13 protein-coding genes and 1 pseudogene are annotated in these 15,730 nt (G+C 43.4%); 6 read left to right on the top strand and 8 right to left on the bottom strand.

What is annotated here, in order from left to right; all coding sequences use genetic code 11:
• Positions 1 to 513: 513 nt before the first annotated feature.
• Entirely contained in the window at positions 514 to 831 is a 318-nt protein-coding gene (locus ED312_RS07350) for a hypothetical protein (RefSeq protein ID WP_148044237.1), read from the top strand.
• Between the two features lie 58 nt (positions 832 to 889).
• Positions 890 to 1,486: a hypothetical protein gene (locus ED312_RS07355; protein WP_123215367.1), complete on the top strand. Its 597-nt coding sequence runs from the start codon at positions 890 to 892 to the stop codon at positions 1,484 to 1,486.
• Positions 1,487 to 2,542: 1,056 nt separating this feature from the next.
• On the opposite strand, the gene ED312_RS07365 is transcribed toward ED312_RS07355, so the two are convergent.
• From ED312_RS07365 to ED312_RS07375, 3 genes are all read right to left on the bottom strand, one after another.
• Positions 2,543 to 2,770: a hypothetical protein gene (locus tag ED312_RS07365; protein ID WP_206363226.1), complete on the bottom strand. Its 228-nt coding sequence runs from the start codon at positions 2,768 to 2,770 to the stop codon at positions 2,543 to 2,545.
• A gap of 44 nt (positions 2,771 to 2,814) precedes the next feature.
• Entirely contained in the window at positions 2,815 to 3,309 is a 495-nt protein-coding gene (locus ED312_RS07370) for a RidA family protein (RefSeq protein ID WP_123215368.1), read from the bottom strand.
• 343 nt (positions 3,310 to 3,652) lie between these two features.
• Complete coding sequence (locus tag ED312_RS07375; protein WP_123215369.1) at positions 3,653 to 4,168, bottom strand: GNAT family N-acetyltransferase; 516 nt, start codon at positions 4,166 to 4,168, stop codon at positions 3,653 to 3,655.
• A gap of 423 nt (positions 4,169 to 4,591) precedes the next feature.
• On the opposite strand from ED312_RS07375, the gene ED312_RS07380 reads away from it, so the two are divergent.
• Positions 4,592 to 4,846 (top strand): helix-turn-helix domain-containing protein, encoded by a 255-nt coding sequence (locus ED312_RS07380; protein ID WP_123215370.1) that lies wholly within the window; start codon positions 4,592 to 4,594, stop codon positions 4,844 to 4,846.
• Between the two features lie 323 nt (positions 4,847 to 5,169).
• On the top strand, positions 5,170 to 5,811 hold the full coding sequence (locus ED312_RS07385) for a DUF6266 family protein (RefSeq protein WP_123215371.1): 642 nt from the start codon (positions 5,170 to 5,172) through the stop codon (positions 5,809 to 5,811).
• 296 nt (positions 5,812 to 6,107) lie between these two features.
• Here the strand turns inward: ED312_RS07385 and ED312_RS07390 are convergent, their stop codons facing one another.
• Positions 6,108 to 6,623, bottom strand: coding sequence for an RNA polymerase sigma-70 factor (locus ED312_RS07390; RefSeq protein ID WP_123215372.1), 516 nt, complete (start codon positions 6,621 to 6,623; stop codon positions 6,108 to 6,110).
• A 494-nt stretch (positions 6,624 to 7,117) separates the two neighbouring features.
• On the opposite strand from ED312_RS07390, the gene ED312_RS07395 reads away from it, so the two are divergent.
• Together ED312_RS07395 and ED312_RS07400 are read left to right on the top strand one after the other, a co-directional pair.
• Entirely contained in the window at positions 7,118 to 8,035 is a 918-nt protein-coding gene (locus tag ED312_RS07395; protein WP_123215373.1) for a helix-turn-helix domain-containing protein, read from the top strand.
• Positions 8,036 to 8,125: 90 nt separating this feature from the next.
• Positions 8,126 to 9,343 carry an MFS transporter gene (locus ED312_RS07400; RefSeq protein WP_123215374.1) on the top strand — a complete coding sequence of 406 codons (1,218 nt, stop codon included), beginning with the start codon at positions 8,126 to 8,128 and terminating at the stop codon, positions 9,341 to 9,343.
• A 216-nt stretch (positions 9,344 to 9,559) separates the two neighbouring features.
• On the opposite strand, the gene ED312_RS07405 is transcribed toward ED312_RS07400, so the two are convergent.
• The 4 genes and pseudogenes from ED312_RS07405 to ED312_RS23725 all read right to left on the bottom strand — a co-directional run.
• Positions 9,560 to 11,071: a serine hydrolase domain-containing protein gene (locus tag ED312_RS07405; protein WP_123215375.1), complete on the bottom strand. Its 1,512-nt coding sequence runs from the start codon at positions 11,069 to 11,071 to the stop codon at positions 9,560 to 9,562.
• A 373-nt stretch (positions 11,072 to 11,444) separates the two neighbouring features.
• Positions 11,445 to 12,455, bottom strand: coding sequence for a zinc-binding alcohol dehydrogenase family protein (locus ED312_RS07410; protein ID WP_123215376.1), 1,011 nt, complete (start codon positions 12,453 to 12,455; stop codon positions 11,445 to 11,447).
• 167 nt (positions 12,456 to 12,622) lie between these two features.
• Positions 12,623 to 15,049 (bottom strand): glycoside hydrolase family 2 TIM barrel-domain containing protein, encoded by a 2,427-nt coding sequence (locus ED312_RS07415; RefSeq protein ID WP_123215379.1) that lies wholly within the window; start codon positions 15,047 to 15,049, stop codon positions 12,623 to 12,625.
• Positions 15,050 to 15,274: 225 nt separating this feature from the next.
• Positions 15,275 to 15,730: pseudogene (locus tag ED312_RS23725) on the bottom strand (malectin domain-containing carbohydrate-binding protein); the annotation flags it as partial.

Here is a 15,730-nt window from a genome sequence, read left to right on the forward strand (position 1 = left end):
ATTGTACGTCATTTTCGGTGTTTTTAAAGTTTTTGATATGGGTAATAAGTACAGGCAGTACCACTGCCTTTGCGCTTCCTGCCCGCCGAAGCCGGCGGCAGTATGCCTTTTTGTCCTCTGCTATGCTATGGCTTTAAGCACTACGAGGGTAAAAAGGGGAGCATGTATGCAAGACTTCTGTAAAACATGCTGTTTGCTTAATGCAGTAGAGTTTCCGGAAATAAAATAGGCGTGGAACTCGACTTATCTATCTGAGGTACTGGCATACCTTACCATGATAAGTGAGCCCACGCCCGGGTCGTGAGCCAATTTCACTTATGTCTCATGGTATAGAAAAGTGCCAGTTTTCAGATAGAGACTTTAAGCGAATAGCTTCTAATATTTTTTGCTTTTAGAAGAATCGCAAATATAAACAAATAACTACTATTTGTAGATATCAATTCAAATATAAGACAAAATAACGGTACGGACAAGCGTACCGTTATTTTATTTACAATATGTTTAATTGCATATATGAAAAATACAGATGAGAAATATCTTAAAATCAGAATAGCATTAAGTTTGAATACTCTTATGGAAAGGAGCAAAACCAATTCTTTATCTAAGGGAAAAAACGATGATGTTGGAGATAGTTATAACAAAATTGCTCTCAATAGCGGCATCAGAAAAGCTACAGTATCCGATACTTTTAATGCCAAATCTGCACCAAAATCTACTACTTTGATTAGAATTATAGAGGCTATGGGGTTTAAGGTTAGTGATTTTTCCAAAATATATGACTCTTTAAGAGATGAGGAGGTTTTGAATTTTAAAGCTAAATTGAAGGGCTAGATTTTTTATCCCGAGGTATATATTCATACTATTGATTTTGTAAATTTCACTAAAAAATATGATGCAAAAAATAATACTCCTTTTTTTATACTCAACCTTGCAATATACTTATGGACAAAGTACTACTGCATCTTACCCTTCCGGAATTTATGATACCTTTCAGGATTTTTTAAAAAAAGTACCTGCATCCGAAGAACATATAACGGTACAGGAAGATCGAAATATAATCAGTAATAATTTTAAAATTACGGATAGCCATGGAAAGAAAGTAAAAAATGCTTTCGCTGTTTCGGATGGGAAAGACTTATATATTCGTACTAACGCTATGAAAGATTACTTTACGAATTCACAGTTTGATAAACCTAATGCTGCCAATAAAGATTATTCCAAAGTCCATCTCAAAAAGGACAACTATTTGTATTTAGAATGTTTTTTTCAGAGCAAAGGAGCATCTACCTGGGGCGTCGGAAAGATTTATCTTTTGGGAATAATGTGTGATTTATCCAATTCCAGTTTTTCCATATTTAAAACAACAGAGGATTTAAACGCGTTTTTGAAGAGCGTTAATCTCCAACAATTAAGTACCGAAAACTCAAATCATAATCAATTAGATATTAACACGACAAGGAAAGCTATAATTCCACTTTTTGAGTAACTAATCTGCGTAAAAAGGATCGCAATTATCGAATTTCTCTTTCTATCATTTATCGAATTTACGAAGCCCTAAATATTAAAGTTTCCGAGTTTTTTGCTGCTGTTGAGAAAGAGTTTTCGGAAATTAAGATCAGGAAATAAAATCAGGAGTTTAGTACCTGTTTGAATTTTGGGCTGTTTTGTTTTAGGGAAGCCTACATTGTGTGTTCTTTTTATTTTATTCATATTCTGCTTTGTGAAATTCCAAAAGTTTATCAGTCAACAGATTTATCTCTTTTTTCTCTTTTAATTTAAAATTCGCAAACACTATTAGTCCCAAAACAACAAGCAAGATCGGTAAAATCCAATTTCCTTTAATTAAGGAAATTATTGAAATCAGAATTCCGAGGCCGAGTAAAAACTTCGCTAAAATATTCATCGGTGATTTAAAGTCAAATTTCAAATCATATTCTCCTGCGTTATTCAAAATTCCGATTAGTCTATGGTTATTTGGAAAACGATTTCACATTAGTTCAAACTTTTCTGGTCCGATATAACCGGTATAAAATCCGTTCACAATTAACTTATTCAGAATTCTCAAATTTTTATCACTTCTGGTTATCGTTCGTCTCATTTTCCAAGTTATTCAGTAGAATAGAGCCTACTACCCGAATTAATATATTTAATTATTAAATTTTGGATAGCAATCATACTATCTGCCAACACACAAATATATTTTTCCTCATGTTGCAGAAAAAACGTGGGTTTGTTCGGCATTTTGGGAGAAGATCAATGAGGTGATCTGCTAAGCCAGGGCTTTGGTACATTCCGGCGGAGCCGGAACACTCAGCCGCCTACGCTTGGGCTGTAGAAGTTTGCTCTTGCTATGCTGTAAAACCAAAATGGAGATAGCTGAGTGGTAGCCTTCAGTCCATTGTATCAAAGCCATTGGTACACTCCTCCGTCTTTACTTAAACCGTAAAAGTTTGTAATAAACTACATCAAAACAGCCAAAGCGGAGGTGGCTGAGTGACGGCCGCAGGTCGTTGTACCGAAGCCACCGTTTTCTTTCATTTCATCAAATTCCCTTTGAAATTTTCTCTTCAATCAAACTGGCTGAAATCTGTAATGCTTTAATACGTCTTTTCAATAATGTTTCCTGAGAAGAATTCTTTTTCACTTTATCTTTAGCTTTTTCACATTTATGGATTAAAGAGGTTATTGCCGTACGGGCTTCTTCCAATTCCATTTTGCTAAAGGTTATCTTCTCACCTGTTATATTGTTGTTCATTTCTTCGCTTTTCATTTTATTGGCAATACCGTCAGGGGTTTACAAACAGGGAAAACGATTTATTCGTCACCTTCTGTGATTTGTGCAATTAAATCTACCTCTAATTTAGCATCGGGTTCATACAACCTGCTTACCTGTACCCAACTGGCTGCCGGGAAGTCGCCCTGATAAAATTTTTTTCTTACCTCATTATATTTTTTCATGGTTTCTATATCCGTGGTGTAAAGTGTTTCTTTCACTACATTCTTCGAAGATGCTCCGAAAGCATTCAAACACTCTTCCAAGGTTTTGTATACTCCGGCTATACCATCCGGGCTTAAATCGGCTGTCGGAACACCGGAAATGTAGATCGTGTTACCAACTTTTACAACTTGTGTATATCCCGCACTCTCATTTTGTTTCCCGGGGCTGTCCCAATGCCATTTTTCTTTGACAATGGGGGGCTTTTCGTACCCGGTTTTCTCTACTTGTATTTTTGAGTCCGTATTATTATTACATCCGGTATTGCCAAATGCAAATACGATAAGACAAAATATTGCTATCCTTTTGTTCATACGGGAATTATTTAAGTCTGTATTATTGCGTGAGGTTTTACGTTAAGATCATTCAATACTACCGCAATTACCCCTAAAACACAAATATACACAATCCCTGTCCTCATTTTTTAGGATTGAGCGTTGGAGGATGCCGGTTAATACTTAGCACTCCGGTATTTCGGGGCCGGGGCTTCGGTACATTCCGGGCTATTCCCGGAACACTCAGCTGCCTTTGTGCAGGCTATAAAAGTTTGTTATAAGTTACATAAAAAAACAAAACGGAGGTGGCTGAGCACCAGCCGAAGGCTGGTGTACCGAAGCCACCGGGGACAGAACCATGGACGTTGCTTATTTTTCGGTTTTAATCTTTCAAATTAATCTCAAACAAACACACAGGTGCCTGGCTATAATGTCCTGGCAGCCCTGCCGTATCCTCAAGTTCAAACATCCCTAAAAAATCAAAACCCGAGTTTTTATAATGCTCAATCAACCGTACATTGTTTCCCGTAGTATCCAGTCTTACATATTGTTTTCCGGTAGATCTTGCGTATTCTTTAACCCACTCTACAATTTTCGCAACAAAGTTGTTGCCACGGAAGTCGGGGTTAGTTGCTATTCTATGAATATAAACGGCACTATCCTCATTCCTCTTTTCCCAGATCTGTTCATCACTGAAAGTAATTGCCCAGATACAGGCTACTTCATCATTAATAGTTATTTTCCATTGCCGGTTTTCACTGATCTCGCTTTCAATAAGCCCTCGTTCAAAGTCGGGCCATACGGTTACCTTTTTTTGTGCTTTTTGATAGTCCGAAGCAATTTTATATAATCGGAATATTTCGTCTATATCGTTGATTGTGCTATTGCTTATTATCATTTTTCTATCAATTATAATGTATTATTGCCTAAACTAAATGTTGTTACTAATACACAAATATACACAATCTTTGTCCTGTTTTTTTTAAGATTGAGCCCTGGAGAATGCCGGTTAATACATAGCGCTCTGGTATTTCGGGGCCGGGGCTTCGGTACATTCCGGGCTATGTCCGGAACACTCAGCCGCCTTTGTGCAGGCTATAAAAGTTTGTTATAAGTTACATAAAAAAACAAAAACGGAGGCGGTTGAGTGAGGGCCTTCAGGCCATTGTACCGAAGCCACCGGAACAGGAAAATCCTGCGTTAAAAAAAATAAAAAATGAAGGTAATTTATTACAGAATAAGTTAATATACTCATAATAAGATGCTTGTGAAAAGGATTTTTATTTATATTGTAGAATAAACCTAATCAATATCCACCGTTATGGACTCTGAAAATATGAACCTGAGGCGTCTTGTTTCCTTAATGGAAAAGATTCATACGGAAATCCGGAATTTACGCCGTCATCCCACCTTAGAAAAAAAGTATCTGGACAATGCAGATATCATACAAACCTTTAACATAAGTGCACGAACGCTGCGCCGTATGCGAAAAAACAAGGAAATTCCCTATGGCAAACTGGGTAAAAAATATCTGTATTCCAGAGAGATGATCGAAAAAAAGCTGAATAAAAAGTAATCTCCGGTCACATCTTCTTTTATTCCTTCTCTTATTCTTTTTCTTCACCGATATCCTACTCCGGTATAATTCCCATATCCTGACAGGTAATATAAGCTACCTTTCTCCGGGTTGTCTTCGGGTTACCTTCGGGTTACCTTCGGAAAAACATCTTTTTTTCCGAACAATACCCGGACAAGACCCGGACAAAACCCGAAGGAACGCCGTATTTGTACGGACAAAAACAGACAAATGCGGCCAAAACCGGACAAAAGCGGACACGTACATACAACCTGCTCCTAAGCTTTATATCTTACTGATTATTAACCATAAATATTTTTAGTATGGCAACAATTGTAAAGGGAATCCTGGGTGGGTTCTCAGGAAAAGTAGGTACTGTTGTCGGTGCTAACTGGCGTGGCAAGGACATTATCCGAAGCCGGCCTAAGCCCAGCAAAAAGCCACCTACGGACAAACAGGTGTTACAACAGTTGAAGTTTAAACTTGCTGTAACTTTCCTGCAACCTCTCAAAAGTATACAAAGCATGTATTTCGGTACTGAAAGAGGAGCAAAATCGAGAGTGAACCTGGCAGTCTCCTATACCATAGGGGAAGCCATGGAAGTGGTAAACGATATGCCGCAACTGGTATACAACAAGGTACTGGTTACCAAAGGCGACCTGGCGGGCTTCCAGAATGTGGCCCTGACACCGGAAGCCGGGGGGATATTTAACCTGGGCTGGGAAGACAATTCACAGCAGGGAAATGCCCTGGCTACCGACGTAGTAAACCTGGTGTGCTATTGCGAGGAAACGAGTGATTTTATCCTCTACCCGTCCCTTGCTGCCCGTAATGCGCTGTCCGCAACGGTCACCCTGCCCGATATTTATACGGGCAAGGAAATACAGGCCTGGTCGTATTTTAATAATGAGACCCAAACCCTGGCCTGCAACAGTCCGCACCTGGGTGCGTTTACCGTACTGTGAATGTAAAGAGGTTATTCGCAAGGATAGCCTCTTTTTTTAGATAGTATCTAGGCTGTATAAAGCCGGGGCTTCGGTACACCCCGGTCGGAGACCGGGGCACTCAGCCATCTTTGTACAGGCTGTTAAAGTTTGCTCTTGTTATGATATAAAAGCCTAAACGGAGGTGGCTGGGTGACGGCCTTCAGGCCGTCATACCGAAGTCACCGGGAATCTATGGCAAAAAAACATCCGCTCCCTAACTTAACCCATACATACTTCCTCCAAAACTCAGAACTCCGAACTCCAAAACTTCCCCCTTACAACAAGGAAAACAATATGGAAAACGCTCCCTTCAGCATTACCCTGAGCTTACTATAAGCTATACGCTTCTGTGCTTTTACCGTATTAATAGAAATGGATAAGGCCTGGGATATTTCATCGTTTTTATACCCTTTCAGGCTAAGGTTTATAATCTCTTTGCATTTATAAGGCAGCTTGTCTACGGCTTCCCGGATGATCTTGGAAGATTCTTCTAACAATACCTCCCTGGCAAAGAAGGCATCCGACTCCAGCTTTTTCAGGTCAGCGGCTTCGAGGGGGTTCTTGCTCCTGTATTCTTTACTTTTAAGGTAATCCAGCGACTTGTTTTTTACCGCAGTATACAGGTAAGATTTTGCAGCGCTCTCATCGCGGAAAGCAACCTCCATGTCCCAGACACGGATAAATACTTCCTGTACGATATCTTTGGAAAGTTCAATATCGTCCACGTATCTGCAGGCAAACAAACAGAGGGAATCATAAAAGGTGTTGAACAACACCTTGTATTTACGCATCGAGATTTTACGGGGGTTCGCGGATTTCAAAATCTCATAATTATTGGTTTTGCTGTCAGGTCAAAGGTTGAAACCCTGCATTAATTACGGCTATTTTAGTTTCCTTTCATGTTCCGGCCACCAATTCACCGTTAATCAAAGGTATGGTTTTTCACACCTATGGCATACCCGTGATAAAACAGGCTTTCGGCATGAAAGAAAATACCATGTCAGTAAACAGACCATATCATAATTACCATTTTAAATATTTAAATGATAATTTAAGATCATATTTTCAAAAATCGAATGAATTTAGTATTAAAATTTCAAATACCAAAATATCAGGTACAAATGACTATATCTTGTAAATAATATATGTGGTAATTTGAGAGAATACCCTACAGGGGAGAAACGGCTTGATAAGTTGGGGAGTTACAGAATGATTAAATAACTCAATAACCTAATTACTCACTTCCCTCAACTTTATTAATATTTGATTTTCGTACTTTTGCCATATGGAAGAGAAAGAGACACTTGAGGAATATTACGCCCATAGTTTCAAACAGATACCGGACGACCTGTTATCTGCCTCGGGGGCTGTGGCACATTTTAATATACTCAAAAGGGATAACTGTTTTACCGCGCTCAGTTTTACCCGGAGGGATTATTATAAAATAGTCCTTACCCGCGGGAATGCGGTCCTGTATACGGAAAAAGGGGAAGTGATTATCGACAGGCCCGCCCTGTTCTTTTCGGACCGCAGTATCCGCTATGGCTGGCAGAATACCGGGGACGGGCAGGATGGTTTTACCTGTTTGTTCAACGAATACTTTGCCACACCGGGACTCCGGAAAGCTTTCCGGAAACTATTCTCTTTATTCCAGGACGACATTTACCCCTTTTTGTTTCTCACCGATGGCCAGTACCGGCAGTTAGAGCAGTATTTTAGCCTGATGCGAAATGAATATTGCAGTAATTTTGCCTATAAGGACCGTATGTTGCGCGACCTGCTTAACCTTATTATTTATACGGGAATAAAAATAAAAACATCGGACAAGAAAGAATTTCCGGGGATACATCACCGCGACCTGGTAACACGGTTCATGGAAGTTCTGGACAACCAGTTCCCCATAGAATCGCCCGCAGCTTCCTTAAAAATAAAAACCCCGGCGGACTATGCGGACCTCCTGCATATCCACGTAAACCACCTGAACCACAGCATAAAGGCACAAACAGGAAAAACCACTTCCGAATTGATACGGGAGCGGATCCTTACGGAAGCCATGAACCTGCTTCGGTACAGCGACTGGCGCATCTTTGAAATAGGCAACAGCCTGGGTTTCGAATACCCGCAACACTTCAATTCGTTCTTTAAAAAGCATACGGGGATAAGTCCGAAGCAATACAAAACAGGTGTCCCCGATAATATTTGATTTGTTTAACTTTTGATTTGAATTCTTTATTTTTTCATCGGGTAAGTACAGATAATTTTGTCCTGTAAAAACGCTTCGGATTTACCTGCTATGAAAGTATACGATAAAAAGTACGAAAGGATCAGTACGATCTCCATATTTTTACTTATTCCGCTTTCGGGACTCGCAACGGATATTTTCCTGCCTTCTTTCCCGGAAATGCAGGAAATGCTGTTAACAGACAGTAAAGGGATACAGATGACGCTGAGTTGTTTCCTGGTGAGTTACGGGATTTCGCTGCTGGCAGCCGGAAGCCTGGTAGACAGTTTCGGGCGGTATAAGCTGGTCCTGGCCTCTTTGCTGCTGTTTTCGCTCAGCAGTTTTGCCATTGCCATTGTGCACAACATCTACCTCATCTATGCCATGCGCGTATTGCAGGGTATTACCACGGCTTTTATTGTCGTGGGAAAAAGGGCTTTCCTGGTGGATATCTACAAGGGTAAAAAATTGCAGCATTACACCAGCCTTTTGACCATCATCTGGTCCATGGCCCCGATTTCCGCTCCGTTTATTGGAGGGTACCTGCAAAAAGGGTTCGGGTGGACATCGAGTTTTTATTTTCTCGGCTTCTATGCCCTGGTGATGTTGTTTGTCGAATGGTTTTTCTCAGGCGAAGCCTTTACCGGGTTCACGGCATTTAAGCGGAAAAGTTTGGTCTCCACCTATAAGACCGTGCTTAAAGCCCCGGACTTTTCTACAGGGCTGGTCATTCTAGGTCTTACATACGGCATGGTTATGGTATTTGCCATGTCTGCCCCCTTCCTCGTAGAAAACCACTTCCATTTCTCTCCCGTGGTCACGGGCTACTGCGCCCTGCTTTCCGGGGTGGGGATCATGAGTGGCGGTATACTGGGGCGCTCCCTGAGCACATACCCCTTTCTGCGGAAATTGTTTTTCGGGGTGGCTATGGAAATTGTTATTGCCCTGCTGATGTTCGGTACGGGTAAATTTGTTTCCAATATTTATGTCTTTGCAGGGTTTGTATATCTCCTCCACCTCTTCAACGGGTTCCTGTACAATGTATATTTTACGTATTGCCTGACAAGATTCCCGGAATATGCAGGGGTGACCAACGGGCTTACCAGCGGGGCCAGCTACCTGGTAACCTCCGTGGCAAGTTATGCCGTGGTAAGCGTATTGCATATTCAAAACCAACCGGGAATGGCCCTGAGTTATGTTATATTGTCCTTATGCATCCTTGCGCTGCTCTTTTTCCTGAGGAATATTGTTAAAAAGCGAAGTTTGTCCGGAAAAAAGGTTATCAGTTGAGGAACCCGGGGGGCTTTAGTAGAGTGTTGACTACTGTGTGACCTCGCTTTATTTAATGTGAATAAGGCTTAAGCCTTCTGAATTACAAGCACTCAACCTGGTTATTTTAAACATTTTAAAAACCTCCTCCCCTGACATCTGGACCATGGGGATGAAAATGGGAGTTTTTTCCTATCCCTTACTCACATTTATTTACCCTAATTCCGGGTACGGTTTTCATTCTGCTACTTTTTTGTAGACCAATGACCCTGTCAAAAGCGTATCCCCCCGGATTTCAAAATCCCTTGTCAGGACCCCAAGGTGGGTGGAGTAACCATCCCCTTTCTTGTTCTTGTAAACTTTTCCGTTCAATATCCCCCATTCAAACAGGTAGCGGTTCTCTTTTTTCTCAATGGAAATCACCGGCCAGCCTTCGGAATTTTTATAGGTGCCCGTAATGTCATCATTTCCCCTGCTTCCGACCAGAAGTTGTAGACCGGTGGGATAGGAGATTTCATCCTCTTTTTTAAAACTTTCGTCAAACTTTGGCTTTTCACTCTTAAAAATACTGTCGGCAGGCATGGAACGGACCAGGTTATAGGCATAATTGGCCATTAAGTGAGGCAGCAAATACGCCCTGCTGTCATTGGAGAAGGCAATAATTCCGATCTTTTTAGCGGGTATAAATGACATATGAAAGCTTATTCCTGCCAACCCTCCGAAACGTGTCAGGATTCTTTCCCCGTGATATTCGGCGATATCCCAACCTAAACTATATCCTGAGCGGTGGTACGTAAAATATTCCTTGTCCTGTGCCGTGGTCGGCGCATGAAGTTCCGTCCAGTTTTTCTTATCCAGCAAAACGGTGTCTTTCCTGATATTTGCACTTAACCACCCGGAAAGGTCGTTGACGGTTGAGATTATTCCTCCTGCTGCGTGCATTGTGATGTCTTTTTTATAAAATCCACGCGCTACAACTCCCTGTTTTCCGGAAATGGTAAGTGAAGGACGGATATCTTCCGGGTTAAAATCGCTGACGTCCGCACTTGTATTCTCCATTTTCAAGGGGGCGAAAATACAGTCTTTCATTTGGGTTTTCCACGTTTTTCCCGTGGTACTTTCTACCACCATTCCGGCAATAACCGGACCTACATTCGAATAGCGGAACTTGCCCGACGGATCAAAAAGGAAGTCCGAGTTTAAATCGTGGATCAACTCCTCGTTTTTACCACCATACCCCAGGTATGCCGTTTTCCATGTCATCCTGGTACTAAATGTGCCATGCGTATGATTTAAGAGGTCTTTGATGTTGATTTTTTTCGTGTCTACACGATTATCGTAGGTTAGTTGTGGAAGATAATCATTAAGTGATCTGTTTAAATCGAGTATTTTTCTTTTCTCCAGTATTTTTAGCAGTGTACCTGTGAATGCCTTTGTAGCGGAAGCAATGTAAATGGGCGAACCGGTATGAAGCGGGGATTTTCCGCCGCCTGAAACCTCCCTGTTAAAAGCAAATGAATAGGCTAATCCGTTTTCATCAACCACAGCAAGGATGAAATCCCCTAAAAGCCCTTTTTCTTTATAAAGCCCCTTTACCCGGTTTTCGAATTTTGATGAGAACAGCGGATTTTCCTGCCGGAACTTTTTCTGGTTTTGAGAGGACACTTCTTTGCCTGGCTTGCAGGAAAATACCATCAGCAGGAACAGCGCCAGAAATCCAGCCCTGTATATCTGGTTTATTTTAATCATTTTTTACGGTTTTACCTCGGTAAGACTGTAAAAGTTTCCGGGAGGTTACAGTTTTTACGCATATTGTTCGCTGCCATGCGTATAATGAACATGAATGATATTTAAGTCTTATTATCGAGATGAAGAGGGAACCCTTTTTTTATCCATTATTCACGTTAATGAGTATGATCAGGCTGGATGAGAGAGCCGGAAAGACAATGAGTGTCACAGGCTTAATAGCATACGCTTCTTTGCAAGGGGCATTGGCCATATGCGGAAAACCCGGTACTTGTTTAAACGCAGCGGAAACAAGTACCGGGTTTGTTTGTTTTAACCGGTAAGCCGCGTCCGACCTTTACCCTGTAAAAGATGTGCAACCCTGTAACGAAAACCGTCAGTTAAAATCCACCATAGCCTTTATGACATTGTTTTGGGGGTCGAGCCATTGGTCGAAATTCGCTATCATTTCGGTATAGTGTGCCCTGTGGGTCACAAAAGCCTCTACCGGGAACTCCCTGATGTGAGCTATGACATACTCAAAATCTTCCAGGGTGGCATTCCGGCTGCACATAAGGGTTGTTTCTTTAGCGTGTATCTTCGGGTGGTTGAATACCAGGTCTTCCTTGGAAAGTCCCACAAGGATATACCTTCCGCCATGTGCCATATAATCCGTACCACTTTCCAGGGCCCTTTTGTTCCCTGTGGCATCAAAGACAGCAGTGGCAAGGTCGCCGTCGGTAATATGGCTTATCCCGGCAACAGGGTCTTCGGAGACATGAAACACATGGTCGGCACCGGCTATATTCCGTGCAAATTCCAGACGGGTCTGTACGGCATCTATGGCAATAACCCTGGCGCCGGCTATTTTAGCCAGTTTTATGATACCGAGCCCTATGGGGCCACAGCCAATGACCACAACGGTTTCATTGGCCTCCAGGGCTGCGCGGCGAATGGCATGTGCCCCTATGGCCAGGGGCTCCACTATGGCCATTTCGTCATAGGATAATCCTTCTACGGGGATCAACAGGTCATTACGGACCACGATCTCTTCCTGCATACCGCCATCGGCATGTACACCGAGTACCCGGATATCCGTACAGCAATTGGTCTTGCCTTTACGACAGGCGATACAGTCTCCACAGCTTATGTAAGGCATAACGATAACTTTATCGCCTGTCTGCAATCCCCTGTCGTTCTTCCCGGTTTCAATAATCCCGGCCGCCAGCTCGTGCCCCAGTACCCGCGGGTACTGAAAAAAGGCCTGGTTACCGGCATAGGCATGCAGATCGGTACCACAGATCCCCACTTTGTGTATTTTAAGCAGGCTGTGCCCTTCTTTGATCTCCGGCCGGTCCTTATCCCCCAGCACAAACTTCCCGGGGGTCTCACATACTATATATTTCATTTTAGTTTCAGGTTTCAAGTTACAGATTACGTTTCAAGTTACAGGTTACAGGTTTCAAGTTTACATGTTGGCCTTGCCTGAATAAGGTTGCAAAGCTCCCCACGGAGGTGGCTGAGTAACAGCCGCAGACTGTTGTACCGAATCCACCGGCATTGTAAGTTCCGTATTTATTTTATATTTAACACTATTTCTGTGGGCTCCAGTCCTTCCGAACGGGCTTTAAGGACAGCTTTTTCCCCGCTTCCGTCAGATTGCAGGATAACCAGGCACTTGCCGTTAAACGCTTTCTTTTCCGGGGCTTTCATCGAAGTGGTATCGGCCTGGTAACCATTGTCCACCCCCGCTATTTTTGCGCCGCCACTGACGTCGAAATATACGTTATTTTTTGTTTCGGGGACTAAGTTCCCTTCCTTATCTACTACATTCACCGTTATGAAACACAATGATTCTTTATTTTTTCTTAAATAGTCCTTATCGGGTTGTAACTGCAATGCCGCAGCTTCTCCCGCGGTCCGGACCTCTTTCTCCAGGACCACTTCGCCGCCTTTCCTGGACACAGCTTTCAGGGTACCCGGAGCATAAGGCACGCGCCACATTACATGGAACTCTCCTTTCTTTTTGGATTTTTTACCGAGTGATTTGCCGTTGAGAAAAAGTTCTACCTCATCGGCACGGTTATAATAGGTCCATACATCCACCTCCTGTCCTTCTTTCCAGTTCCAGTGCGGAAAAACGTGCAATACGGGCTTGTCCGTCCATTCGCTCTGGTACATATAATACACATCTTTGGGAAATCCGGCCAGGTCTACTATACCGTAATAGGAACTCCGAGCGGGATAATCGGGATATGGCACAGGTTCGCCGAGAAAGTCGATCCCTGCCCAGATAAATATCCCGGATATAAAATCGAGATTTTTGACCACTTTCCAGGTTTCTTCATGGGTAGCGCCCCAGTAGGCCGTAACCTGGTCGTAAGCCGATACGGTATGATCCGCATGGCCTTCGAAAGGCGCATCGAATGCCTCAGGCCAATGCATGATACTGTCCGACGGCATGTCGTAACAGCCCCTGGTGGCAAGGCCCGAGACATTTTCCGATGCAATAAAGCGGGCTCCCGGAAAACGGTCGGGGAGATCTTCATAGGCATCTATTTTATAATTGAACCCCAGAAGATCCAGGGCCCCCGACTGATAAATGAAGTTCTTTTCGGGGTTGTTTTCGGTGAGTGCGCTTGTTACGGGCCGGGTGGTGTCCAGTGCCTTTACAATAGCAGTAAGCTCACGGGTAATGGTAATCCCGGTACTGTCAAACTGTTCACGGATCTCATTGCCTATGCTCCACATCATTACGGAGGGGTGGTTCCGGTCGCGCTTTATAAAATCCTGCAGGTCTCTCTTATGCCAGGTATCCCAATCGGTATGGTAGTCTTCTTTTACCTTTTTCTTTTTCCAGGAATCAAAAGCTTCATCCTGTACGATAAGGCCCATTTCGTCACACAGGCGCAGTAATACCGAAGAGTGCGGGTTATGCGCGGTACGGATGGCATTAGCCCCCATTTCCTTCATGAGCCCGAGTTTCCGCCGGAGGGCATCTTCGTAAACGGCCGCCCCCAGGGCCCCGGAGTCGTGATGCAGGCATACACCCAGTATCTTCATCGGTTTGCCATTAAGGGAAAATCCTTTTTCGGCATCAAAATCAAAATAACGGATCCCGAGCGGGGTTTCGTAATCGTCCGTCTTCTCGTCACCCTCATACACCCTGGTGTGTACCTTGTACATGTAGGGAGCTTCGACACTCCACAATTGCGGGTTTTCCACGGTCATGTTCTGTTGCACGGTAACAGCCTGCCCGGGAGCAACGGTACGGGACACGGTAGTAAAGGCCACGCTACGGCCTGAACCATCCATGATCTCGGAAGCTACTTTCAGTTTTTTTTCTTCTGTATTTTTATTGATTATTTCCACTTCCATGACCACTCTGGCCGAATCTCCGGAAATTTCCGGGGTGGTTACATATGTTCCCTGCGGTGCCACGTGTAACTTGCCGGTGGCCACCAGCTTTACATCGCGATAGATACCGGAACCGGTGTACCAGCGCGAATTGGGTTGCCGTGAATTATCGGCTTTTACCACCAGTACGTTATCCTTTTCGCCAAACTGCAGATAGGGACCGAGATCATACCCGAAAGAGATGTAACCATTAGCCCTCTTCCCCAGGCTATGCCCGTTGATCCATACTTCACTGTTACGGTATATCCCCCCGAATTCCACCCGCACCACCTTGTCTTTCCAATCCGCGGGTACTTTAAAGATCTTACGGTACCACCCTGTTCCCGTAGGCAGCGCTCCACCGGCAGTACCTGCAGGATGGTCTTCGGAAAAGTTTCCTTCTATGCTCCAGTCGTGGGGCAGATCGAGTACACGCCAGGAACTGTCGTCGTATTCCACGGCAGAAGCATTGAGGGTATCACCCAGCCGGAATTTCCAGCTTTCATTGAAGTCCTGAATGATCCGAGCCGGTTCTTCTTCGGTATGACAGCCAAAGAGGATCATAGCTATAGCCAGGTAAAACAGGTTTTTGGTTGTTTTTATCATAGTATTGGTTACATTACAAGTTTCAGGTTCCAAGTTCCAGGTTCCAAGTTCCAAGTTCCAGGTTCCAGGTTCCAAGTTCCAGGTTTCAGGTTCCCGAGCCGAAGGGCAGGTTACAGTTATTGCACAGAGATACTCAAAGACACCCAGAGGTTCACAGAGCGTATTTACAAATACCAGGATAAGTTTTTTCTTCTCTTCTCTAAAGTCTAAAATCTCATCTCTCCCCTATTGGAATTCCATTTTATCCAGTCGCAATCGGCTGAGATCGGGGGCGGACAGCCGTATTTTATAGGTCCCTGCATTGATGTACCCCCCGGTAGTGGTATTAAGTATCTTCCACTTGACACCCGCCACCGGGAAACTGATATCATCATCACGAAGCATAATACCGTCAGAGGATTCTATTTGCAACCGCACTTTTATAGCTTCGGCATTGGTATTCATATACCGGAACCGCAACAGGTATTCCCCGGCCAGTCCCGGGTTTACCTCCCAGGTGATGCTGTTGTCCCCGTTTTTTACAAAAGTTACGTAATCTTCTTTTTTAAAATGTCCGCGTTCGGGCTCCTTACCGGATATGGCAGCCTCCTCGGCTTCGAAAGTAAAGACGGGACGCGAGTTGTCATCTTCTCCCATATCGTATTCCGGAACCACCACTATACTGTACATAGAGGCGGGTTT

Source organism: Sinomicrobium pectinilyticum, assembly GCF_003725735.1.
Lineage (GTDB): Bacteria > Bacteroidota > Bacteroidia > Flavobacteriales > Flavobacteriaceae > Sinomicrobium > Sinomicrobium pectinilyticum.

Bases quoted from the DNA above. Each gene is read 5' to 3' on its own strand.
- ED312_RS07350 (WP_148044237.1), top strand. From the start codon at position 514: ATGAAAAATACAGATGAGAAATATCTTAAAATCAGAATAGCATTAAGT.
- ED312_RS07355 (WP_123215367.1), top strand. From the start codon at position 890: ATGATGCAAAAAATAATACTCCTTTTTTTATACTCAACCTTGCAATAT.
- ED312_RS07365 (WP_206363226.1), bottom strand. From the start codon at position 2,770: ATGAAAAGCGAAGAAATGAACAACAATATAACAGGTGAGAAGATAACC.
- ED312_RS07370 (WP_123215368.1), bottom strand. From the start codon at position 3,309: ATGAACAAAAGGATAGCAATATTTTGTCTTATCGTATTTGCATTTGGC.
- ED312_RS07375 (WP_123215369.1), bottom strand. From the start codon at position 4,168: ATGATAATAAGCAATAGCACAATCAACGATATAGACGAAATATTCCGA.
- ED312_RS07380 (WP_123215370.1), top strand. From the start codon at position 4,592: ATGGACTCTGAAAATATGAACCTGAGGCGTCTTGTTTCCTTAATGGAA.
- ED312_RS07385 (WP_123215371.1), top strand. From the start codon at position 5,170: ATGGCAACAATTGTAAAGGGAATCCTGGGTGGGTTCTCAGGAAAAGTA.
- ED312_RS07390 (WP_123215372.1), bottom strand. From the start codon at position 6,623: ATGCGTAAATACAAGGTGTTGTTCAACACCTTTTATGATTCCCTCTGT.
- ED312_RS07395 (WP_123215373.1), top strand. From the start codon at position 7,118: ATGGAAGAGAAAGAGACACTTGAGGAATATTACGCCCATAGTTTCAAA.
- ED312_RS07400 (WP_123215374.1), top strand. From the start codon at position 8,126: ATGAAAGTATACGATAAAAAGTACGAAAGGATCAGTACGATCTCCATA.
- ED312_RS07405 (WP_123215375.1), bottom strand. From the start codon at position 11,071: ATGATTAAAATAAACCAGATATACAGGGCTGGATTTCTGGCGCTGTTC.
- ED312_RS07410 (WP_123215376.1), bottom strand. From the start codon at position 12,455: ATGAAATATATAGTATGTGAGACCCCCGGGAAGTTTGTGCTGGGGGAT.
- ED312_RS07415 (WP_123215379.1), bottom strand. From the start codon at position 15,049: ATGATAAAAACAACCAAAAACCTGTTTTACCTGGCTATAGCTATGATC.